The following is a 20,542-nucleotide window of genomic DNA, read 5'->3' as shown; positions in this document are numbered from 1 at the left end:
GCTCGGCGTCCCGCGCCCGTTGCGCGGTCTCACGCCTGCAAGGCGGCCTCGAGCCGGTCCAGGCCCTCGTCGACGATGACGTCGGGCGCGGTCAGCGGAGTGAGGATACGGATCGTATTCGCGTTGACCCCGCACGACAGCAGGATCAGCCCGAGTTCGGTCGCGCGCGCGACCACGTGCTTGGTCGCCGCGGCGTCGGGTTCGTCCGAGCCGCGCTGCCTGACGATGTCGAAGGCGACCATCGCGCCCGGTCCGCGGATCGCGGCGATCGGCAGCGCCGTGTTGGACCGCGCCAAGGCCTCGAGCCGCGCCTTCAGCCTCGCGCCGAGCGCGTTCGCCCGCTCGACCAGACCCTCTTCCTCGAACACGTCGAGCACCGCGAGGGCGGCGGCGCAGGCGAGCGGATTGCCGGCGTAGGTGCCCCCCAGGCCGCCCGGTTCGGAGGCGTCCATCAGCGCGGCGCGGCCGACGACCCCCGACAGCGGAAAGCCGCCGGCCAGACTCTTCGCCACGCACATCAGATCCGGCTCGACGTCGTAATGCTCCATCGCGAACATCTTTCCGGTGCGGCCGAAACCCGTCTGCACCTCGTCGGCGACGAGAACGATGCCGTGCTCGTCGCAGACGCGCCTCAGGCCCGACATCAGCTCGGGCGGGGCCATGTGGAAGCCGCCCTCGCCCTGCACCGGCTCGATCACGATCGCGGCGACGCGCTCCGGATCGATGTCGGCCTTGAACAGGAACCGCAGGTGCTTCAGGGAGTCTTCCGCCGTCACGCCGAATTGCGGGGCGGGAAAGGGGACGTGAAACACCTCCGCCGGCGACGCCCCAAATCCCTTCTTGTAGGGAGCGACCTTGCCGGTCATCGCCGTGGCGACGAGGGTTCGGCCGTGGAACCCGCCGGTGAAGGCGATGACGCCGGACCGCCCGGTCGCGGCGCGGGCGATCTTGACCGCGTTCTCGGTCGCTTCCGCGCCGGTGGAAAACAGCGCCGACTTGACTGGGCCGGAGATCGGGACCATCGCGTTCAGCCGCTCGCACAGCTCCACATAGGAATCATAGAGCGTCACCTGAAAGCAGGTGTGGGTGAACCGCTCCATCTGCGCCTTGACCGCGGCCATCACCTTGGGATGCCGGTGGCCGGTGTTGAGCACCGCGATGCCGCCGGCGAAGTCGATGTAGCGCTTGCCTTCGACATCCCACAGCTCGGCGTTCTCGGCGCGCTCGGTGAACACGGTGGTGCTGTGGCCGATGCCGCGGGCGACGGCGGCCCGGCGGCGTTCCAGCCACTGCGCGTTGGAAGTTTCGTCCTGCCTGTCGGCCATCGGGATCATCCTTGCTCGGTATCGGCGGGGCTGGCCGGAGGCGGGGGAGCGGCCTCCAGCTCCGCGAGAATCTCGGCGCCGTGCTCGCCGAGATTCGGCGCGCGGCGGTCGAGGCGGAGCGCGCTGTCGCTCATCACGATCGGCGTGCGCACGCCGGGCGTCCCCGCGGGGCGGATCGCCATGTCGCGCGCGACGAACTGCGGGTCGGAAAACAGGTCGGCGACCGTGTTGATCGGACCCGCCGGCACGGTCGCGGCGCCGAGCGCGGCGAGCAGGGCGGCGCGCGTCCAGCGCGAGGTCCTTTCCGCAATCAGCGCTTCGAGCGCGGCGCGGTTGGCGACGCGCGCCGCATTGCTCGCAAACAGCGCGTCGTCGGCGACGCCGGCGAGGCCGAGGGTCGCGCATAGCCGCGCGAACTGCCCGTCGTTGCCGACCGCGACGATCACATGGCCGTCGGCGACCGGAAACGTCTGATAGGGGGCGATGTTGGGATGGGCGTTGCCCATCCGGCGCGGCGGGACGCCGGACGCGAGGTAGTTGAGCGCCTGATTGGCGAGCGCGGCGCCGAGGCAGTCGAACAGCGCGATGTCGACGTGCTGGCCGCGGCCGCTGCGCTCGCGCTGCAAGAGCGCCGCCTCGATCGCCACGACGCCGTAGAGGCCGGCGAACAGATCGGTGATCGCGACCCCGACCTTCTGCGGCGGGCCGGCCGGATCGCCGGTCACGTCCATGTAGCCGGTCATGCCCTGGATCAGGAAATCATAGCCGGCGCGAGGCGCATACGGGCCGGTCTGGCCGAAGCCGGTGACCGAGCAATAGACCAGCCGCGGGTTGAGCGGGCTGAGCTGCTCGTAGTCGAGGCCGTATTTCTTCAGGCCCCCGACCTTGAAGTTCTCGATCAGCACGTCCGATTGCGCGGCGAGCCGGCGCACCAGCGCGCGGCCCTCTTCGGTGGCGAAATCGGCGACGATCGAGCGTTTACCCCGGTTGCAGGCGTAGAAATAGGCCGCGCTCCGTTCGCCCTCGACCTCGAGGAACGGCGGTCCCCATTGCCGCGTCTCGTCGCCGTCGGGGCTCTCGACCTTGATGACCTCGGCGCCGAGATCGGCGAGCGTCTGGCCGATCCAGGGCCCGGCGAGCACGCGCGCGAGTTCGAGGACGCGCAGGCCTTCGAGCGCTGCGCCGGTCATGGGCTTGTCCGCAGCCGGGCCCGGGCGCGCGCCCGGAGAGCGCGGCGCGAGGCGAGCGCAATCCTTGTCCGCATGTCGCCGAGCATCCTTCAACCTTTGCGGGCCTCCGGTCTAACCCATCCGCGCGCGCCCGCAACCGGCAATCCGCCCCGTGCGACGCCGCGTCGCGCGCGCCGCGTTCGCGCCGCCGTTCAGACCTGCGCCCCGAGGCGAATGGAGATTTTTTGCGCGATTTCCCGAACGTTGGAGACGATGGCGCCGATCTCCCGGTCGTCGAAGTCGCGCTTCGGCAAGCTCACGGCGAGGCCTGCGATCGGACGGTTGCGCGAGTTCAGCACCGGGTAGCCGAAGCAGACCATCCCTTCCTTGACCCCCTCGTCGTCGATCGAATAGCCGCGCTTGCGGCAAGCCGCGATGTCCTTGAGGAGGTGATCGACGGTCTTCGGGCTCCGCTCGGTCAGCGGCGCCGGAAAACCGTAAGCGAACAGGCGCCGCACCTCCGGATCGGTCATGGCGCTCAGGAAAGCCTTCCCCGTCGCGGTGAACGCCGCCGGCAGGCGCATGCCGGCGCGGAACTCGAAACCCGGCAGGACGTGCGAATTGCGCGCCGCGATGTAGACGACCTCCGTCCCCTCGAGCACCGAGAGCGTGATCGTGGCGCCGGGGAACTGCGTCCCTTCGTCCCAGATCGTCACGAATTCGGCCGCGACGTCCGAGCGCTCGGAAAACGCGTTGGCCCAGCGCATGATGTGCGGCCCGAGATGGAAGCTCTGGTCGGAGCGGCGGGTCAGAAGGTTGAGGTGAGACAGCGTGCCGCACAGGCTGTGGGCGCTGCTCTTGGCGATCCCCATTCGCCGCGCGATTTCCGACGCGCTCAGACCCTGAGGCGCCCTCGCGACGAGGTCCATGATCTGCGAGGCCCGCTCGACCGCGGGCACGCGCGCGGGACCTTCCCTCGCGGCCGCCCCGGCGTTCCCCTTCCCCTGCTCCGGCTCTGACATTTCACTTGTCTGCCATTCTTCTTTATGGTTAGATCCTATCCAGAATAGGAAACGTTGTCCAGCTAAATGGACGACCGAGGCTGGGAGGAACCATGGCGCCTGCTTCTGATCGGCCCTGTCCCGCCGTCTTCGCCAACGCGTGAGCGTGCGCATGGACATCCGCGACTGGGCCATCCGCTACGCCGAAGCCTCCGACGCCGACCCGACGATCGGGGCGATGGCGCGCTACTTCACCTGCACCTACCTGTTCGACATGAGCGATGCGAAGGCGATCGTCGAAATGGTCGACGGCAAGGTCCACCGCATCAACATCGCCCCCCAGCCGATGGACCCGTGGGACTTCGCGCTGCGCGCCAGCGCGCAGACCTGGCGGGAATTCGCGCGCGCCGTGCCGAGGCCGATGTTCCACGGCATCTGGGCCGCGAGCTTTCGCCGGGACCTGCGCATCGAAGGCAACACGCTGGTGCTGATGCAGAACCTGCGCAACTTCACGCTCCAGTTCGAGCTGCTGCGCAAAGTGGGGGTTCCGGTATGACGCGCCCGTCGATCGCGACCGGACCACTCCACGGAGGCGAACGTGGCTAAACATTCCCCCGTCATCGGCCGCTACGTCACGATCGACGTCGACGGCTGCGAGTACAAGGTTTTCTACCTGCAGAACGGCCAGGGCGTGCCGCTGGTCTGCCAGCACACCGCCGGCTGTCACAACCATCAATGGCGCGATCTGCTCGAGGACGAGGAGATCACCCGCCATTACAACGTCATTGCGTACGACCTCGCCCGCCACGGCAAGTCCGACCCTCCGCTCAACAAGGAATGGTGGAAGGAGGAGTATCGGCTGACGGCCGATCACTACGTCAACTTCATCGTCGCCTTCTGCGACGCGCTGGAGCTCAAGAACCCGATCTTCATGGGCTCGTCGTTCGGCGGCAACGTCGCGCTGCAGCTCGCGCTGAGAAAGCCGGACCGGTTTCGCGCCGTGATCCCGGTCGAGGCCGCCGCCCACGCGCCGGGATTCTTTCTCGACGTCTGGCGCCATCCCCACGCCAACGCCGCGCAGGTGTGCGCGAGCGGGGTGTGGGACCTGATGGCGCCGCAGAGCCCCGACCGCGACCGCTGGCTGACCTGGCACTACTATACGCAAGGGTCGGAAGCCTTCCGCGGCGATCTCTACTTCTACTCGGTCGATCACGACCTGCGCGACTCGCTCGCGAAGATCGACACCCGGCGCTGCCCGGTCGTGATGATGACCGGCACGTACGACTATCTCACCCCGCCGGATGCGACGGAAAAGACGGCGGCCGGGATACCCGGCGGGATCTACATCGAGATGGAAGACATCGGGCATTTCCCGATGAGCGAAAACTATCCGGTGTTTCGCGTCTATCTCAGGGAAGCGCTGCGGATCATCCGGGAGAGAACGGGATGAGGCCCGGGATCGTTTCGAACGGCAACTGGAACGCGAAATGAAGATCGTCGAGTTCGATGCGCGGGGTCAGAAGATCGAGACCGACAGCCGGTCGGTCGCCGGCGGACGGCTGAGCCATCTCGCGCCGCGACCCACGCTGTCGGTCGGGCGCGGCGGCGGCGGCCGCGGCGTGCGCTCCGACGTCCAGCTCTACATGTTCCAGACCGGGACGCTGCGCACCAAGACCAAGTACATCAAGATGAACCAGGGCGAGGAGGATTTCGAGATCCCCGTGCCGTGGTTCCTGATCAAGCACCCCAAGGGCAACGTCGTGATCGACGGCGGCAACGCGGTCGAGGCGGCGCTCGACAAGCGCGCGCACTGGGGCGCCGTCGTCGACGCCTACGATCCGGTGATGGACCCGCGCGACAATTGCGTCGACCAGTGCCGTTCGGTCGGCGTGAGGCCGGAGGACGTGCGCTACGTCGTCCAGTCGCACCTCCATCTCGACCACACCGGCGCGGTCGGACGGTTTCCCCGCGCCGAGCACATCGTCCAGCGGCTCGAGTACGAGTACGCCTTCGACCCCGACTGGTTTTCCGCCGCGGCCTACATCCGCGCCGATTTCGACCGCCCGAACCTGACCTGGAAGTTCCTCGGCGGCGACTACACCGATCATTTCGACCTGTTCGGCGACGGCGTCATCCGCATGATCTTCACGCCGGGCCACTCGCCCGGACATCAGTCGTTCCTGGTCACCCTGCCCAACAGCGGGCCGATCCTGCTCGCCATCGACGCCGCGTACACGATGGACCACTGGGAGAACAAGGCGCTGCCGGGCCTCGTCACCTCGTCGGTCGACGCCGTCCATTCGGTCGCCAAGCTGCGCAAGATCGCAGCCGACTCCAACGCTCTCGTGGTCGCCGGCCACGATCCCGATCTGTGGCGGACCTTCCGCAAGGCGCCGAGCGCCTTCTACGACTGACGGGCGCGGCGGAGAGCGGCCGCGCCTCGACCTGAACCACCAAGGGAGGAAACACCAATGAAAGCAATGAAAGCGCTGCTCCTGGCCGGCGCCGCGAGCCTCGTCGCGCAGGCGGCCATGGCCGCGGGCCTCGACGAATTGCCGCCCGACGTCGTCAAGCGGCTCTACGACAAGTCGATGCTCGATCCGGCGCAGCCGACCGGCCCGAGCGCCTATCGCGATTTCGCCGCCAAGCGCCCGCCGCCGTGGACGATCGGCTACGCCAGCTCCTACGCCGGCAACACCTGGCGCGCCAACGCCATGGACCACCTCCTGAAGGAGGTCGTTCCCAAGTGGAAGGCGCTCGGCCTCGTCAAGGACGTCGTCATCACCCAGTCGAACCTCAACGATTCGACCCAGATCCAGCAGATGCGCCAGCTGGTCGACCAGGGCGTCGACGCGATCTTCGTGTGCTGCTCGAACCCGACCGCGCTCAACCAGAGCGTCAAATACGCCTTCGACAAGGGCGTTCCGGTGTTTTCCTTCACCGGCTACCTGACCTCGCCCTATTCGGTCAATTCGTCGGTCAACTATCAGCTCGCCGGCTACGAGATCGGCAAGGCGATGGCGGACGAACTGAAAGGCAAGGGCAACGTCCTCGTGGTCGAGGGCATTCCCGGAACGTCGGCCTCCGACAGCCAGGACCGCGGCGTCAAGGCGGGCCTCGCCACCGCGCCCGGGATCAAGATCGTCGGCTCGATCGCCGGCAACTGGACCGACCAGGTAGCGCAGGGCGAAGTGCAGAAGTGGCTCGCCACCCACCCGGGCCAGCTCGACGGCATCGTCGTGCAGTCGGCGGCCGAGATGGGCGTCCTGCGCGCCATCGCCCAGTCCGGACGCAAGGACGTCAAGATCGCCGTCGGCGGCGAACTCGGCGCTTTGTGCTCGTGGCGCAAGGACCCCAAGATCATCTCCGCCGCCTATCAGGTCTGGCCGCCCGGAGACGAGATCGAGCTGATCTTCGACATCATGATGCGCACCCTCGAAGGCCAGGGCCCGAAGGTCCAGTCGATCCTCGTCGACCCGATCGTGCTGACGATGGACGACGTCAAGGCGAAGCTCGACGACAAATGCGACGCCCAGACCTCGTCCTGGTGGGAGGTCGGCCCGGCCAAGTGGGGTCAGGATCCGGCCTATCTCAATCAGTTCTTCCTGAGGCCTTCGGACCCGACGGCCTTCAAGCACCCGTGAGCCGCGGGGGCCGTCTCCAGCGGGGCGGCCCCTTCCGCCGGGAAGCCGGGATCCACTTTCGAAAATGACCGAAGCCGCCGCCTCGCCAGTCGTCGTGTCCGTGAGCAACGTCCGGAAATATTTCGGGCCGACGCGCGCGCTCGACGGTTGCAGCTTCTCGGCGCGCGCCGGCGAGATCCACGCCATCATCGGCGGCAACGGCTGCGGCAAGAGCACGCTCGCCAAGGTGATCTCCGGCGTCCTGCCAATCGACAGCGGCAGCGTCTCCGTGCTCGGCGAGGCCCCCTCGACGCCCGCCGAATCGCGCGCCATCGGCATCGCCACGGTCTATCAGGAGGTGCTCGTCGCCGAGGAGAGCTCGGTCGTCGACAACCTCTACATGGGCGTCGACAACCTGTTCTCGTCCTCGGTTCCGTTCGAGCACAAGGTCCGCAACGCGGCGGCGATCATGGAAGAGCTGGCGGGTCAGCCGGTCGACCCGTTCGCCAACGTCGGCACGCTGCCGCTCGCGCTCAAGCAGTGGATCACCATCGGACGCGCGCTCCTGTCGCGGCCGAAAGTGCTGATCCTCGACGAATCGTCGGCGGCGCTCGATTTCGACTCGACCCAGCGGCTGTTCGCCAAGATCCGGGAACTCAGGGGCGCGGGCGCGACCGTGCTGATCGTCACCCACCGGATCGCCGAGCTGATCTCGATTTCCGACCGCGCCACCGTCATGCGCGACGGCCGCGACGTCGGCATCCTGGAGAAGGAGCAGCTCACCGAAAAGAACCTGATCGCGCTGATGACCGGCGAAGCGCAGGAGGAGACGCACCCCGAGCGCCATGCGCCGCAACCGGAGCGGCGCGAAGTCGTGCTGAAGGCGGATCGGCTCGTCAACGCCGCGGGCTCCGCGCCGTTCGACTTCGAGCTCTATCGCGGCGAGATCGTCGGCGTCGCCGGCCTCGACGGCCAGGGCCAGAGCGAATTCGTGCGCCATCTCGCCGGCGTCCAGGCGCCGCCCGGCGGCGAGATTTCGGTTCTCTCGCGCAGCGGCGGCTTTCACCGCGTCGACTCGCTAAAGGTCGCAGTGAAGGAGCGGATCGTCTACGTCTCCGGCGACCGCAAGCGCGAGGGCGTGTTCGCGTCGCTGTCGATCTTCGAGAACATGACGATCCCGCTCTATCGCGAGAAGAAGCGGGCGGGCGTGCTCGGCTTCATCGACTGGCCTTCGCTCGGCGCCGTGTTCGCCCGCGAGGCCGCTAGCCTCGCGCTCAAGTTCGGCGAACGCGACGACAAGATCACCTCGCTCAGCGGCGGCAACCAGCAGAAGGTCCTGATCGGCCGGGGCTTCGCCCTGCGCCCCGACATCATCGTGCTCAACGACCCGGCGCGCGGCATCGATGTCGGCGCCAAGGCCGAGCTCTACCGGCAGCTGCGCGCCTTCGCCGAATCGGGCAAGTCGGTCGTCTACATGTCGAGCGAACTCGAGGAGTTCATCGGCTTCGCGACCCGCGTGATCGTGTTTCGCGCCGGCCGCCCGTTCGACGCCTTCGCCGGCGCCGCGGTCGAGGGCCACGCCATCCTCAACGCCATGTTCGGGCAGACCGACGGCGCCGGATTGCGGCAGGCGGCCGCCCCGGCCGAACCGCGCGGGCTGTCGCCGGCGGCGGACGCCCGGCCCTTCCCTGCGCCGACGCCGGTCGCGGTCTCGCGCACGCCGGCCGCCGAACCGCGGCGGGCGATCCGAATCGTCGAATTCGGCGCCCGTGGGGAAATTGTCCGGAGGACGGGCCCGTGACCGCACCCGCGGCCGAGACCGTCGCGGCGCCGGCGCATTTCGCCGGCGCGCGCACGAGCCCGCATCTCCTGATGCCGATGACGCTCTTGTTCGTGCTGCTGGTCATCGCGGTGCTGCGCTCGCCGGTGCTGGTCACCAACTCGGGACTGGGCAGCGCCGTGATCGTGGCCGCGCCGCTGATTCTCGCCACCTACGCGCTGATGGCGACCGTCGTCGCCGGCCGCGGCACCGTCGACCTCGCGATCGGCCCGCTGATCAGTTTCATCAACGTGACGCTGATCCAGCTCGTCGCCGCGGATGTGATCGGGTCGCCGTTCGTGGTCTTCCTCTACGCCGTCGCGGTCGGCATGGCCTACCAGCTCGTGATGGCGCTGATCGTGATCTTCGTCCGCGTTCAGCCGATCATCGTTTCGCTGTCCGGCTTCCTGGCGCTGTCGGGCATCAACCTCGTCATCCTGCCGCGGCCGGGGGGCGTCGCGCCGGACTGGATGGCGTCGTGGGGCGCGGGAACGTCGGTGTTCTCGCCGGTCATGGCGATCCTCGTTCTGGCCAGCCTCGCGTGGCTGCTGATGACCCGCACCGCGTTCTTCACCCATCTGCGCCTGATGGGGTCGGACGAGCGCGCGGCCTACACCAGCGGCATTCCGATCACCATCGTGCGCATCGGCGCGCATCTCATCTCGGGCGCCTTCGCCGGCCTGTCGGCGATCTGCTTCACCGCGCTGATCGGCTCCGGCGACCCGGGCCAGGGCACCACCTACACGCTCCTCGCGGTCACCGCGCTGGTGCTCGGCGGCGCTTCCCTCGGCGGCGGCCGGGCGAGCCTCGCCGGCTCGCTGATCGGCGCGGTCGATCTCTATCTCATCACTTACGTGCTCTCGACGTTTTCGTTCGGCGGCATCCAGAGCTTCGTCACCGACCTGTGCTACGGCGCGATTCTCGTCGCCTCGCTGCTCCTCACCCTGACGCTGCCGGTGATCCAGCGGACGATCGGAAACTTCTCGGCCCTGCTCTATTTCGTCGTGCTCGCGATCGTGGCGCTCGGCGTGATCCTGTTTTCGACCTACACCGGCGACGTCCCGAGCGCGGCGGCGACCGGGACGGCCGCCGGGTTCCTCGAGATCCAGGCGCTGCGCGGCGCCGCCGCCGAGTCCGGGCGCGACAGCCGGCTCTGGGCCTTCGTCGGCGTCCTGCTGCTGACCGTGCCCCTGATCGCGCGAACCCTGATCGTCGGCGCGCGCCGCCGCGGCCTGGGCCCGATCGTCTACATCGTCGTGACCGGCCTCGCCTTGCTCGCGGTCTATCTCGCGACGCACGGCTACGCCGGCGGCGTCGGCCACGGGAGCGCCCGGCCATGACCGCTTCGCTCACGACGCCGCCGGCCGGCAGCCTGCTCTCGCGCGTCATCGGTCTCCTGATCGCGATTGCGCTGACCGCGGTCAGCGCGGGCGTCGGCGTCTATCAGAGCCTGCCGACGCAAGAGGTCATCCTCTATTCCATCGCGACCTTCGCCCTGTCGGCCTGGATTTGGCGGTTCTACGTGCTCCAGTTCAGCGCCGGCGCCGCCGGCGAACAGGGGGCGAGCGAGCTTCGCAGGGCCTGGCGCCGATATCGCGGGCTGCTCCTCGGCTTCCTCGCGCTCGTCGGCGTCTTTGTCGCGCTTTCGCTGACGATCGACGGCTTCTTCAACGTCTGGACCGTGATCTCGGCGCTGATCCTGCTCCTGATCATCATCCTGACCATGAGCGTCGGCCGCTTCATGGCGGAGAACCGCAGCGCCTTCATCGGACTCATGGTGCTGGCCGGGCTGTTTTCGGTCGGCTCGATGAACATCGAGGGCTTCGCCTCGGCGACCAACATCAAGTCGATGCTGCTGTTTGCGTCCTTCCTCGGCCTCGCCTCGATCGGGCAGACCCTGGTTGCGCTGCTCGGCGGCCTCGACCTGTCGATCCCCTACGTGATCGGCGCGGCCAACGTCGGGCTGCTTTACCTGATCAGTCTCGGCGTGCCGGCCTGGCTCGCCTTCTGTCTGATCCTGCTCGCGGGCGGCCTGATCGGGGTCGTCAACGGCGTCCTGAGCCTGAGGCTGCAAGGTCAGGCGCTGATCGTCACGCTCGGCGCCGGCTTCGTCGTCTCCGGCGCGACCCAGATCGTCACCTCGATCGGCTCGGCCTACAGCGGCAACGTGTTCGGAACCGTGCCCGACTGGCTGACCAACCTGTCCTCGATGGCCGGCTCGACCTTCGGGCTGCCGTTCCCGCCGGTGATCGCGATCTGGGGCCTGGCGTCGCTGATCCTCGTCATCGGCCTGCGCAGCACCGTCTACGGCCGGTTTCTCTACGCGCTCGGCGTCAACCGCACTTCGGCCGAGCGCCTCTTCATCTCCGAGCGCGCCTACTGGATCTCCGCTTTCGGCCTCAGCGGCCTGTTTTCCGCCTTCACCGGCTGCCTGCTGCTCGGCTGGAGCGGCGGCGGCTTCATCGGCGTGGGCTCCCAGTACCTGTTCATGACGCTCGCCGCGGTCGTGGTCGGCGGGACGTCGCTGCTCGGTGGGACCGGGGGATACGGCTTCACGGTGATCGGCGTCCTGGTGCTGCAGGTGCTGACCTCGTTCCTCGTCGGCATCGGCCTGAAATTCGAGTGGCAGCAGTTCATCTTCGGTCTGCTGATCCTGCCGATGGTGGCGCTCTACGCGCGCTCCCCGCACATCCGAACCCAGATTTGAGGAAGCCATGACCACAGCCAACGACCTTCGGGAGCGGCGCCGGTGACGACGATGATCGATCCGCAGGATCTGACCGGCGCCAGCTATTCCGCGCTCCTCTATGCGCTCGCCGGCGCGACTGTCTTCCTGCTGCTCGGCGTGAGCTGGGTCGAGCGCGGCTGGAAGCTGGTCGTCGGCCTCGCCGCGATCGCGATGCTGGTCGGCGCCTGCCAGGCGTACGACTCCCGCGCGGCCTGGGTCGCCGCCAAGAGCGTGTCCGTCGCCTATCCCTACGCCGGATGGATCATCTCGATGCCCGTCCAGGTCCTGACGCTGTTCTTCCTGGCGGGACGGGGCGGCAAGGTCTCGCAGGCCTTGTTCTGGCGACTCGCGGTCGTCTCGATCCTGATGGTGCTCGTCCGCTACCTCGGCGACGCGAAGCTGATGGCCCCGACCCTCGCCTTCCTGATCGGCGTCGCGTTCTGGCTGTACATTCTCGGCGAGCTGTACTTCGGCCAGATGGACGAGGCGGTCGCGACGGGCGGCGGCGACGCCCTGCGGCGGGGATATTTCTGGCTGCGCATCGTCGCCACCGTCGGCTGGGCGATCTATCCGCTCGGCAGCTTCATCGTCAGCTTCACCAGCGCGGTCGACGACGGCCGGCTGAGCCTCGCCTACAACCTCGCCGAATTCGTCAACCTGATCGCCTTCGGCCTCGCGGTGCTCGCGACCGCGATGGCGAGCGCGGACAACGATCGGGTCGCAGCGCGCTGAAGACGGCGCCCGCCGCCTTCAGCCAAAGAATTGAATCAGGAGCCTACGGACAATGAACGGCGCCGATATCATTGCGGTCATCATCCTCGCGGCGATCGTCATCGCCATCCTCGCCTATCTCATGCACTGGCTCTATCGCCGGTCGACCAAGGACGTGTCGTTCGTCAGGACGGGGCTCGGCGGGGAAAAGGTCATCATGGGCGGCGGCGCGTTCATCCTGCCGATCGTCCACGACCTGACCGAGGTGGGCATGAACACCCTTCGCCTGCAGGTCACGCGGGCGCGCGAGAAGGCGCTGATCACCAAGGACCGCATGCGCATCGAGCTCGAAGTCGAGTTCTACCTCCGGGTGGTGCCGAACGCCGCCGACGTCGCGACCGCCGCGCGCACGCTCGGGCGGCGCACCATGGAGCCGGAGAAGCTGCGCGAGCTGGTGCAGGGACGCTTCGTCGACGCGATGGGGTCGGTCGCCGCCTCGATGACGCTCGAGGAAATGCACGAGCGCCGCGACCGGTTCATCGCCGGCGTCAAGGCGGAGGTGGTCAAGAACCTCGGCCAGAACGGGCTGGAGCTCGAGGCGGTCTCGCTCGTCTCGCTCGATCAGGCCGACATGAAGCTGTTCAACCCGGCCAACGCCTTCGACGCCGAGGGTCTGACCCGCCTGACCGAGGAGATCGAATCGCGCAAGAAGAAGCGCAACGACATCGAGCAGGACACGCTGATCGCGATCCGCAACAAGAACCTCGAGGCGGAGAAGATGTCGCTCGAGATCGGCCGGGAGACGGAATACGCGCGGCTCGCCCAGGAGAGCGAGATCGCCCGCCGGCGCGCCCAGCAGGCCGCCGAAGTCGAGCGCGAACGCGCCGCCAGCGAACGCGACATCGAGGCCGCGAAGATCCAGGAGCGCGAGGAGGTCGAACGCACCCGCATCGCCATGGAGCGCACGCTCGAAGCGCTGGAGATCGGGCGCCTCGAGGCCCGGGAGCTGGCGGAGCAGGCGCGCGAAATCGCGGTTGCGGAAAAATCGCAGGAGCGGTCGCGCATTCAGGCCGCGGCGGAGGACGCGCGCAGGGCGCTGCTCGAGGCGCAGGAGCGCGTCGAGACCGCGCGCGAGACGGAAGTGGCCAACCGGAGACGCGAGATCGACCTGATCGGCGCCAGGCGCCAGGCCGAGGTCGAGGCGGTCAGAATCACGCTGCTGGCCCAGGCGGACAAGGCCGCGGCGTCCGATCGCGCCGACGCCGACCGGATCACCGTCGCGGCGCTGAAGGAGCGCTCGGCGGTCGAGTCGGAAGCCCGACGCGCCGTCAACGAGGCGGAGAACCTGCGCTCCGACGCGAGCCGCAGAAGCGCGCTGCACCAGAAGCTGGTCGAAGTGCTGCCGAGCATCATCCGCGAGAGCGTCAAGCCGATGGAGCGGATCGAAGGCATCAAGATCCTCCACGTCGAGGGCCTGCCGGGGCTGTCGAGCCCGGGCCCGGCCAACGGCGGCGGCGCGGGCGGCGAGAGCGCGCCGCATGGCCCCAGGGACGGCAACCTCGCCGAGGAGGTCGTCAGCTCCGCGCTGCGATACCGGGCGCAGGCGCCGTTCGTCGACACCCTGCTCGGCGAGATCGGCCTGTCTTCGGCCGAGATCCACCGCACGCAGCCGCTGCAGAATCTGTCGAAGATCGTCTACTCGCGGACGGGCGAAGCGGACGGCGGCGGGGAGCCCGCGGGCCGGTGAGACCCTTGCCCCCGCCCCACGCATCCCGCGCGATGAGGCCCTTCCTTGGACACTGACCGATACGTCGAGCACGGGATCGCCGTCTTCGCCAATTGGGGCGTGTTCGGCGCGATCGCCATCGGCTTCCTGATGGAGGGCGTGACGCGCGAGGCCTATCCGCTGTCGCTGGTCGGCGTCGCCGCGGCGGTGGCCGGATTCGTCGGTCACCTGATCGTCAACGCCCGGTTCGGCCGGACGTTCTCGCGCGCCGAGGCCGGCCTGGGGCTCGCCGCGGTCGCCCTGGTGGTGCTGGTCTTCACCGTGTCCTGGCTCGCGAGCAGCCTCCGAGACACGACCGTCTGGACCGGCCTGACGCTGATCGTGGCGCTGATCGCCAGCGGCTTCGTCTATCTGGCGACGCGGTTCGGAGTGAGAAGCGCGTTCTCGCAGATTCGCGGACGATCCGGGCGCGGTGGGCGCCGATGACCCTCACGGCGGCGCAGATCTGGCTGATCGCCTTCGGAACGGTCTATGTGGCGGCGACCTCGTTCTGGGCGCGCCAATGCGCGCTGCGCGAGGCCGGAACGCGCCGCTTCCTGTCGGCGACGGGCGAGCTTCCGGCGTGGATCGTCGCCCTGGCGCTCGCGGCGATGAGCCTGTCGGCCTGGATCACGCTGGGCCTGCCGGACGACGTGGCGCGCGCCGGATTTTCCGGCGCCGGGCTCGCGCTCGCGACCATTCCGATGGCGCTCCTGGGCGTCGCCACCTTCAAGCGGCAGTGGCAGGCCGGGCGCCGTTTCGGCGCGCGCAGCCAGGCGCAACTGCTCGCCTTCTACTATCGCTCGCGCGGCTTCGCGTGGCTGTCGGGGGGCCTCGCGACGCTGTTCGCGGTGGCCTTCGCCGCCGTCCAGCTCAGCGTGCTCGGCCGCCTGATGGCGGATCTCTCCGGCGGCGGCATCGCGCCCGAGCCGGCCACCTGGCTCCTCAGCCTGATGACCTTCTCCTACGTGATCGTCGGCGGCTTCTACGCGGCCGGCGCGCTCGGGGCGTTGCAATGCGTGCTGCTGGGGGCCGGAATCGTCGGCCTCGCGATCGCCGCCAACGACCTCGGCGGCGGCTTTTCGGCGATCAACGCGGCGTTGGCTAAGCTCGCCCACGACCCGGCGAACGCGCATCTCTTCCGCGTGTCCGGCGTCGTCCGCTTCGTGGCCGGCGCCGACGACGCCGGCGGCTGGACCTCGGCGCTGGTGCTGTCGACGGCGCTGGCGCTGGCGGGCGTGCAGGCGAGTCCGATCGCGACCCAACTGCTGCTGTCGGCGCGCGACGACCGCGCCATCGCGGCCGGCCAGACCTGGGTCCTCGCCGCCTTCTTCGGCGGCCTGTGCGTCTTCGGCCTCGTGCTCGTCGGCGCCTGCGGGATGATCGCGTCGTCCGGGGACGCGGTCGGCGACCTGCTCGTCCGCCTCGGCGCCGGTTCGCCGTGGTTCATGGCGGCGATCTATTTCGCGCTGGTTGCAGGCTTTCAGGCCCTCGCCGCGGCCAGCGTGATCACCGCGGCGCGGGGCCTGGTGCGCGACATCTTCGTCCCCGACTTCATGCCGGAACTGGACGGGCGGACCGCGAATCTGATCGGGCGCATCTGCGTCGGCGTCCTGATGCTGGCCAGCGTCCTGCTCGCGACCCGCGCGCCGGCAGCCGCGGTGTCGCTCGGCGCGCTCGCGCTTCCGTTCGCCGCGCAAATGCTGCCGGCGCTCGCCGGCCTGTGCTGGCTGCGCTGGATTTCGCCGCCGGCCGCTCTGGTCGGCGCCGCCATCGGTCTCGCGACGGCGGCGTTGACCGACAGCTTCGGCCTCGCGGTGATGGATTTCGTCGGCCTGCATCTGCCCTGGGGCCGCTGGCCCTGGACGATCCACTCCGCGGGCTGGGGGCTCGCGGCGAATGTCGCAACGATGCTCGTGATCTCGGCGATCACGCCGCTGCGGCGCGCGAACCAGCGCGCAGCGACGCTGAACGAGCTTTTCGCGGGCCTCGGGGCGTCGAGACCGGCCGCCCGCGGCGTGCGGTCGATGGCCTGGTCGGCGGCGCTGGCCTGGGCGTTCCTCGGGGTGGGCCCGGGGCTGGTGTTCGGCAATTTCGCCCTGGGCGACGCCGGCGGCGGCCTCGACGCGTGGCTGCTCGGCATGCCGCCCCTGTGGGCGTGGTGTCTCGCGATGTGGGCGCTCGGCGTCATCCTCGTCTGGCTCATCGCCTACAAGCTGGAGCTGGCGACCTCGCCGGGCGTCGACATCGTCGCCGTCGACCGCGGTCCGGCCGGCCGGCCGAAGACCCGGGGCCTGCGGGTCGACCATCTGGAGGCGCTGCTCTGGACATTGAGCGGCGCCGGCGCTCTGATAACGGCCATGGCCTGGATCTTCGGACACTGACAAAGAAACGGAGAGGGAACCCATGAACGCGTTCGCCTTCAACACCAGCGCCAGCATCCAGTTCGGGCCCGGAGCGATCGTCAGGATCGGCGCGCTGGCGAAGGAGCGGCTCGGGCCCCGCGTCCTCGTCGTCACCGACCCCGGCATGATCGCGACCGGCCTGGTCGAACGCGTCATGAGCCTGCTTTCCGAAGCGGGCGTCGAGGCCGACGTGTTCTCCGACGTCGCCGCGGACCCGCCGGCGGCGATGATCCTGAAAGCCGTCGAGTCGGCCGTTCAGTCCGGCGCGACCGGCGTGATCGGCTTCGGCGGCGGATCGTCGCTGGACACCGCCAAGCTCGTCGCGCTGCTCGCCCCCGGTCGCGAGACGCTCGCGGACGCGTTCGGCGTCGGCAATGCGAAAGGGCCGAGGCTGCCGATGATCCTCGTGCCCACCACCGCAGGCACCGGCTCGGAGGTGACGCCGATCTCGATCGTCACCACGGGCGAGAATGAAAAGATGGGCGTGGTCTCGCCGGTCATCCTGCCCGACGTCGCCCTGCTCGACCCCGAGTTGACGCTCGGGCTGCCGCCGCACGTCACCGCCGCGACCGGCATCGACGCGATGGTGCACGCCATCGAGGCCTACGCCTCGAAGAGCGCCAACGCCAACCCGATCTCGCGCGCGCTCGCGAAAGAGGCGCTCGCCCTGCTCGGCGGGGCGATCGAGACCGCCGTGCACAACGGCTCGGACATCGCGGCGCGCTCGGCGATGCTGCTCGGCTCCATGCTCGCCGGACAGGCGTTCGCCAATTCGCCGGTCGCCGCGGTGCACGCGCTCGCCTATCCGCTCGGCGGCCACTTCCACATCCCGCACGGCCTGTCGAACGCGCTGGTGCTGGCGCACGTGCTGCGCTTCAACTGCAAGACGGCGCCGGGCGCCTATGTCGAGATCGCGCCCGTCGCCTTCCCGGACCTCGCGCGCCTCGAGGGCCAGGCGCGCGCCGAAGCCTTCTGCGACGCGCTGGAAAACCTGTCGCGGACGTGCGGTCTGCCGCTGCGCCTGCGCGACGCCGGCGTCCCCGAGGACGTCCTGCCGGCGCTGGCGCGCGACGCGATGAAACAGACCCGGCTGCTGCCGAACAATCCGCGCGCCGTGACCGAGGCGGACGCGCTCGAGATCTATCGCCGGGCCTGGTGAGCGCACGGGCGTTCAGTCCGGCCACGTGCGTCGAATCGTCACTGGAGACTCCGGCCGCCTTCCCGTACATCTGGAGCATGGCGCTCGAAATCTTCAGGGCTGGCAAACCTTCGCAGCGACCGCCGCTGCTGTTCGTGCACGGCTCGTTTTGCGGCGGCTGGGTATGGGCCGAGCATTTTCTGCCCTTCTTCGCCGAAGCGGGCTGGAATTGCCTCGCCGTGTCGCTGCGCGGTCATGGGCAAAGCGACGGCCGCAAGCAGCTCGACAGTTTCACGATCGCCGACTACGTCGCCGACGTCGCCGAGGCTGCGGCCGAATGCGATCGCCCGCCGGTGGTGATCGGCCATTCGATGGGCGGGATCGTCGCCCAGCGTTTCGTGCGCACGCACAAGGCGGCCGGACTGGCGTTGCTCGCGCCTACGAGCCTCTCGGGCCTCGGCGGATCGTTCCTGACCATGTCGGTGTTCCACCCGAGCCTGTTGCGGGCGCTCGGCCGCGTCCAGACCGGCGGAATGGAGGCGGCGGATTTCGACGCGATCCGAAGGGGGCTCTTCTCCCAGGACTTTCCGATCGACGTCGCGCTGCGCTACCTGCCGCTGTTCCAGCGCGAATCCCTGCTCGCCAACGCGGAGCTGATGGCGCCGCAGTGGCTCACCGTGATGGGGCGCCCGCGCCTGCCGGCGCTGGTGATCGGCGGCCGGAGCGACTGTTTCGTCCCGTCGATCGACGTGCGCACGACGGCGATCGTCTGGGGCGCCGACACCCACATCGTCGACGACATCCCCCACGCCATGATGCTCGACACGTCCTGGCCGGTTCCGGCCGGGATTCTGGCGGAGTGGCTGGGGCGGTCGTTCGGCGGGACTTGAGGGCGCAGCCCGCGGCCGGACCGCGTCTGTCTTTGGGCGGACGACAGCGCCAGCGGCGCGCTACCCGATCGCCGCCTTCTGCATCGCCACCAGAGTGTCGATCCCGCCACGCGCCAGCGCCAGCATCTTCAAGAGCTCCGCCTCGCTGAACGGCGCGCCCTCCGCCGAGCCCTGCACCTCGACGAGGCCGCCCCTGCCGGTCATGACGAAGTTGGCGTCGGTCTCGGCGTTCGAATCCTCGGCGTAGTCGAGGTCGAGCGCCGCTTCTCCGGCGACGATGCCGCAGGACACCGCGGCGACGTGGTCCTTGATCACGCTGTCCTTGAGAATGGAGCGCTGCACCATCCACTGGACGCAGTCGCGCAACGCGATCCAGGCGCCGGTGATCGAGGCGGTGCGGGTGCCGCCGTCGGCCTGGAGCACGTCGCAGTCGATGGTGATCTGCCGCTCGCCGAGCTTGGGCAGGTCCACCACCGCGCGCAGGGACCGTCCGATCAGCCGCTGGATCTCCTGGGTGCGGCCGGACACGCGGCCGGTGGACGATTCGCGCCGGCTGCGGGTCAGGGTGGCGCGCGGCAGCATGGCGTATTCGGCCGTCACCCAGCCCCTCCCCTGGCCACGCAGCCACGGCGGCGGCTTGTCCTCGAGCGAGGCCGCGCACAACACCTGGGTGTCGCCGAACCGCACCAGGCACGAGCCTTCCGCATAGCGGGCGACCCCGCGCTCGAAGCTGACTTTGCGCATCTCGTCGGCGGCGCGTTTGGAAGGACGCATGGACACATGCCTTTTCGTAAACGTGGTCCGGCTTTAGCGGCAGCGCGCGGGCGGCGCAATGCGGGCGCCTGCGTCATCTTCGCGAGCGGCCTCGAGCCCGCCGGGTCGCGACGCGGGGCCGCGAGCGCCTGCGCATCAACGCTGGATCGCGCCGTCGCGCCTGCGACGCCGCACGGATGCGCCGCCCGGCTGCACGGGTCGATCATTGACCCCGCCGCCCCGGGTCACTAGGTTCCGCCGCCTTCCCTTTCCACAAGGCCCGCCGGACATGACGCCCGCCGATCCCGCTCTCGATCCGACACAATCCTTCCAGGGTCTGATCCTGACGCTGCAGACCTTCTGGGCGCGGCAGGGCTGCGTCATCCTGCAGCCCTACGACATGGAAGTCGGCGCCGGCACCTTCCATCCGGCGACCACGCTGCGTTCGCTCGGGCCGCGGCCGTGGAACGCGGCCTACGTGCAGCCCTCGCGCCGACCGAAGGACGGGCGCTACGGCGAGAACCCCAATCGACTCCAGCATTATTATCAGTTTCAGGCGATCCTGAAGCCTTCGCCCGAGAACCTGCAGGACCTCTATCTCGAGTCGCTGCGCGCGATCGGGATCGATATGCACGTCCACGACGTGCGCTTCGTCGAGGACGACTGGGAATCCCCGACGCTCGGCGCCTGGGGCTTGGGTTGGGAATGCTGGTGCGACGGGATGGAAGTGTCCCAGTTCACCTATTTCCAGCAGGTGGCGGGGTTCGAATGCGCGCCGGTCGCGGGCGAACTGACCTACGGACTCGAGCGCCTCGCCATGTACGTGCAGGGCGTCGACAGCATCTACGACATCAATTTCAACGGCCGCGACGGCGACGACAAGGTCAGCTACGGCGACGTCTTCAAGCAGGCGGAGCAGGAATATTCCCGCTTCAACTTCGAGCACGCCGACACCGCGATCCTATTCCAGCATTTCAAGGACGCGGAGAGCGAATGCCGGTCGCTGCTCGAGCGCGGCGCCGACGGCGACCGGCATCTCATGGCCCTGCCCGCCTACGACCAGTGCATCAAGGCGAGCCACGCCTTCAACCTGCTCGACGCGCGCGGGGTGATCTCGGTGACGGAGCGCCAGAGCTACATTCTGCGCGTGCGCGACCTCGCCAAGGCCTGCGGGGCGGCCTGGCTCAAGACGGCGGGAGGGGGGGCTTAGGAGAT

The 20,542-nt window shown here is 68.9% G+C and carries 18 protein-coding genes; 14 read left to right on the top strand and 4 right to left on the bottom strand.

The window, feature by feature from the left end:
- Window positions 1–29: 29 nt before the first annotated feature.
- From gabT to DFR50_RS06980, 3 genes are all read right to left on the bottom strand, one after another.
- Entirely contained in the window at window positions 30–1,325 is a 1,296-nt protein-coding gene (gabT, locus tag DFR50_RS06990; RefSeq protein ID WP_113888565.1) for a 4-aminobutyrate--2-oxoglutarate transaminase, read from the bottom strand.
- Window positions 1,326–1,330: 5 nt separating this feature from the next.
- Entirely contained in the window at window positions 1,331–2,515 is a 1,185-nt protein-coding gene (locus tag DFR50_RS06985) for a CaiB/BaiF CoA transferase family protein (protein ID WP_113888480.1), read from the bottom strand.
- A gap of 191 nt (window positions 2,516–2,706) precedes the next feature.
- Window positions 2,707–3,453 (bottom strand): IclR family transcriptional regulator, encoded by a 747-nt coding sequence (locus DFR50_RS06980; RefSeq protein ID WP_170153089.1) that lies wholly within the window; start codon window positions 3,451–3,453, stop codon window positions 2,707–2,709.
- A gap of 214 nt (window positions 3,454–3,667) precedes the next feature.
- On the opposite strand from DFR50_RS06980, the gene DFR50_RS06975 reads away from it, so the two are divergent.
- The 13 genes from DFR50_RS06975 to DFR50_RS06915 all read left to right on the top strand — a co-directional run bounded on the left by DFR50_RS06975 (window position 3,668) and on the right by DFR50_RS06915 (window position 18,574).
- Entirely contained in the window at window positions 3,668–4,051 is a 384-nt protein-coding gene (locus DFR50_RS06975) for a hypothetical protein (RefSeq protein ID WP_113888478.1), read from the top strand.
- A gap of 42 nt (window positions 4,052–4,093) precedes the next feature.
- On the top strand, window positions 4,094–4,945 hold the full coding sequence (locus DFR50_RS06970; RefSeq protein WP_113888477.1) for an alpha/beta fold hydrolase: 852 nt from the start codon (window positions 4,094–4,096) through the stop codon (window positions 4,943–4,945).
- Between the two features lie 169 nt (window positions 4,946–5,114).
- Window positions 5,115–5,909: an AttM family quorum-quenching N-acyl homoserine lactonase gene (attM, locus tag DFR50_RS06965; RefSeq protein WP_425376069.1), complete on the top strand. Its 795-nt coding sequence runs from the start codon at window positions 5,115–5,117 to the stop codon at window positions 5,907–5,909.
- Window positions 5,910–5,966: 57 nt separating this feature from the next.
- On the top strand, window positions 5,967–7,139 hold the full coding sequence (locus tag DFR50_RS06960) for an ABC transporter substrate-binding protein (protein WP_245427403.1): 1,173 nt from the start codon (window positions 5,967–5,969) through the stop codon (window positions 7,137–7,139).
- A gap of 64 nt (window positions 7,140–7,203) precedes the next feature.
- Window positions 7,204–8,919 carry a sugar ABC transporter ATP-binding protein gene (locus tag DFR50_RS06955; RefSeq protein ID WP_113888475.1) on the top strand — a complete coding sequence of 572 codons (1,716 nt, stop codon included), beginning with the start codon at window positions 7,204–7,206 and terminating at the stop codon, window positions 8,917–8,919.
- Window positions 8,916–10,277, top strand: a complete 1,362-nt coding sequence (locus DFR50_RS06950; RefSeq protein ID WP_245427401.1) for an ABC transporter permease — start codon at window positions 8,916–8,918, stop codon at window positions 10,275–10,277. Before DFR50_RS06955 ends, DFR50_RS06950 begins: the two co-directional genes overlap by 4 nt.
- A complete protein-coding gene (locus DFR50_RS06945; RefSeq protein ID WP_113888474.1) occupies window positions 10,274–11,644 on the top strand; it encodes an ABC transporter permease in 1,371 nt (456 codons plus the stop codon). The genes DFR50_RS06950 and DFR50_RS06945 overlap by 4 nt, the downstream gene beginning before the upstream one ends.
- Before the next feature lie 51 nt (window positions 11,645–11,695).
- Window positions 11,696–12,397, top strand: a complete 702-nt coding sequence (locus tag DFR50_RS06940; RefSeq protein ID WP_245427424.1) for a bacteriorhodopsin — start codon at window positions 11,696–11,698, stop codon at window positions 12,395–12,397.
- A gap of 52 nt (window positions 12,398–12,449) precedes the next feature.
- Window positions 12,450–14,123, top strand: coding sequence for a flotillin family protein (locus DFR50_RS06935; protein ID WP_113888472.1), 1,674 nt, complete (start codon window positions 12,450–12,452; stop codon window positions 14,121–14,123).
- A gap of 45 nt (window positions 14,124–14,168) precedes the next feature.
- Complete coding sequence (locus tag DFR50_RS06930) at window positions 14,169–14,588, top strand: hypothetical protein (protein ID WP_113888471.1); 420 nt, start codon at window positions 14,169–14,171, stop codon at window positions 14,586–14,588.
- A complete protein-coding gene (locus tag DFR50_RS06925) occupies window positions 14,585–16,525 on the top strand; it encodes a sodium:solute symporter family transporter (protein WP_113888470.1) in 1,941 nt (646 codons plus the stop codon). The genes DFR50_RS06930 and DFR50_RS06925 overlap by 4 nt, the downstream gene beginning before the upstream one ends.
- Window positions 16,526–16,547: 22 nt before the next feature.
- Window positions 16,548–17,705, top strand: coding sequence for an iron-containing alcohol dehydrogenase (locus tag DFR50_RS06920; protein ID WP_113888469.1), 1,158 nt, complete (start codon window positions 16,548–16,550; stop codon window positions 17,703–17,705).
- Between the two features lie 77 nt (window positions 17,706–17,782).
- The gene (locus tag DFR50_RS06915) at window positions 17,783–18,574 is read left to right on the top strand and encodes an alpha/beta hydrolase (protein ID WP_113888468.1); all 792 of its coding nucleotides are present in this window, start codon (window positions 17,783–17,785) and stop codon (window positions 18,572–18,574) included.
- Between the two features lie 60 nt (window positions 18,575–18,634).
- On the opposite strand, the gene rph is transcribed toward DFR50_RS06915, so the two are convergent.
- A complete protein-coding gene (gene rph, locus DFR50_RS06910; RefSeq protein WP_113888467.1) occupies window positions 18,635–19,348 on the bottom strand; it encodes a ribonuclease PH in 714 nt (237 codons plus the stop codon).
- 268 nt (window positions 19,349–19,616) lie between these two features.
- On the opposite strand from rph, the gene DFR50_RS06905 reads away from it, so the two are divergent.
- Window positions 19,617–20,537, top strand: coding sequence for a glycine--tRNA ligase subunit alpha (locus DFR50_RS06905; RefSeq protein WP_113888466.1), 921 nt, complete (start codon window positions 19,617–19,619; stop codon window positions 20,535–20,537).
- Window positions 20,538–20,542: the final 5 nt, after the last annotated feature.

The organism is Roseiarcus fermentans (assembly GCF_003315135.1).
GTDB classification, from domain to species: domain Bacteria; phylum Pseudomonadota; class Alphaproteobacteria; order Rhizobiales; family Beijerinckiaceae; genus Roseiarcus; species Roseiarcus fermentans.
Note: the sequence above shows the minus strand (reverse complement) of the source record. Positions and strands in the feature narration are given on the sequence as shown.

What these genes read in the sequence shown, in the direction of transcription:
- DFR50_RS06975 (WP_113888478.1), top strand. Translation starts at nt 3,668, where the DNA reads ATGGACATCCGCGACTGGGCCATCCGCTACGCCGAAGCCTCCGACGCC.
- DFR50_RS06905 (WP_113888466.1), top strand. Translation starts at nt 19,617, where the DNA reads ATGACGCCCGCCGATCCCGCTCTCGATCCGACACAATCCTTCCAGGGT.
- DFR50_RS06925 (WP_113888470.1), top strand. Translation starts at nt 14,585, where the DNA reads ATGACCCTCACGGCGGCGCAGATCTGGCTGATCGCCTTCGGAACGGTC.
- DFR50_RS06935 (WP_113888472.1), top strand. Translation starts at nt 12,450, where the DNA reads ATGAACGGCGCCGATATCATTGCGGTCATCATCCTCGCGGCGATCGTC.
- gabT (WP_113888565.1), bottom strand. Translation starts at nt 1,325, where the DNA reads ATGGCCGACAGGCAGGACGAAACTTCCAACGCGCAGTGGCTGGAACGC.
- rph (WP_113888467.1), bottom strand. Translation starts at nt 19,348, where the DNA reads ATGCGTCCTTCCAAACGCGCCGCCGACGAGATGCGCAAAGTCAGCTTC.
- DFR50_RS06920 (WP_113888469.1), top strand. Translation starts at nt 16,548, where the DNA reads ATGAACGCGTTCGCCTTCAACACCAGCGCCAGCATCCAGTTCGGGCCC.
- DFR50_RS06985 (WP_113888480.1), bottom strand. Translation starts at nt 2,515, where the DNA reads ATGACCGGCGCAGCGCTCGAAGGCCTGCGCGTCCTCGAACTCGCGCGC.
- DFR50_RS06915 (WP_113888468.1), top strand. Translation starts at nt 17,783, where the DNA reads ATGGCGCTCGAAATCTTCAGGGCTGGCAAACCTTCGCAGCGACCGCCG.
- DFR50_RS06960 (WP_245427403.1), top strand. Translation starts at nt 5,967, where the DNA reads ATGAAAGCAATGAAAGCGCTGCTCCTGGCCGGCGCCGCGAGCCTCGTC.
- DFR50_RS06940 (WP_245427424.1), top strand. Translation starts at nt 11,696, where the DNA reads ATGATCGATCCGCAGGATCTGACCGGCGCCAGCTATTCCGCGCTCCTC.
- DFR50_RS06955 (WP_113888475.1), top strand. Translation starts at nt 7,204, where the DNA reads ATGACCGAAGCCGCCGCCTCGCCAGTCGTCGTGTCCGTGAGCAACGTC.
- DFR50_RS06945 (WP_113888474.1), top strand. Translation starts at nt 10,274, where the DNA reads ATGACCGCTTCGCTCACGACGCCGCCGGCCGGCAGCCTGCTCTCGCGC.